The organism is Acidimicrobiales bacterium (assembly GCA_030747595.1).
GTDB lineage: Bacteria > Actinomycetota > Acidimicrobiia > Acidimicrobiales > MedAcidi-G1 > UBA9410.
Genome location: JASLKK010000072.1, coordinates 1 through 567, shown reverse-complemented (window position 1 = coordinate 567; position 567 = coordinate 1). Strand labels below are relative to the sequence as shown.

Below are 567 nucleotides of genomic sequence, written 5' to 3'. Positions count from 1 at the left end.
ATAATTAAAGATAAATTTATAAGTTCATTTTTTGGATATTTTTTATACTCGATTAAGTATGATGCATCTTGAAAGTAATTATACGTCATTGTAGTATTCGCCAGCTCTAATGCGGGGTGGAGCAGTCTGGCAGCTCGTCGGGCTCATAACCCGAAGGTCGCAGGTTCAAATCCTGCCCCCGCTACCATTTTTATAACAATTAATTTACAAAGCGATAATTAGGCTTCAATCGGAATATATTAAGTAATTTTTTTAATCTAAATGTTGGCATAGCGAATATTAACTAGTTATACTTGTCGGCGTTTTATCTAATGCTGTTTATAAAGTGGGCCTTGAGCCCATTTTTTGTTTTTGAAAGATGTATATACAGAATCAAAAATTACACGATTTATTAGACCCGGAAATTACTGCAATGGGTTTTGAATTACTTGGTATAGAATTATCTAATAATGGCAGCGCCTCATTCTTAAGAATTTATATAGATAATTATGAAGGTATAAACATAGATGATTGCGTGTTAGTAAGCCAGCAACTTACAGGATTATTGGATGTAAATAATCCAATTAA

The 567-nt window shown here is 32.8% G+C and carries 1 protein-coding gene and 1 tRNA gene; both read left to right on the top strand.

Translation table 11 applies throughout. The features are described from left to right. The first annotated feature begins 110 nt into the window (after positions 1 to 110). A tRNA-Met gene (locus QF777_12165) sits at positions 111 to 187 on the top strand. Between the two features lie 171 nt (positions 188 to 358). After that, on the top strand, positions 359 to 567 hold a 209-nt coding region (locus QF777_12160), incomplete at its 3' end, for a ribosome maturation factor RimP (GenBank protein MDP6912282.1).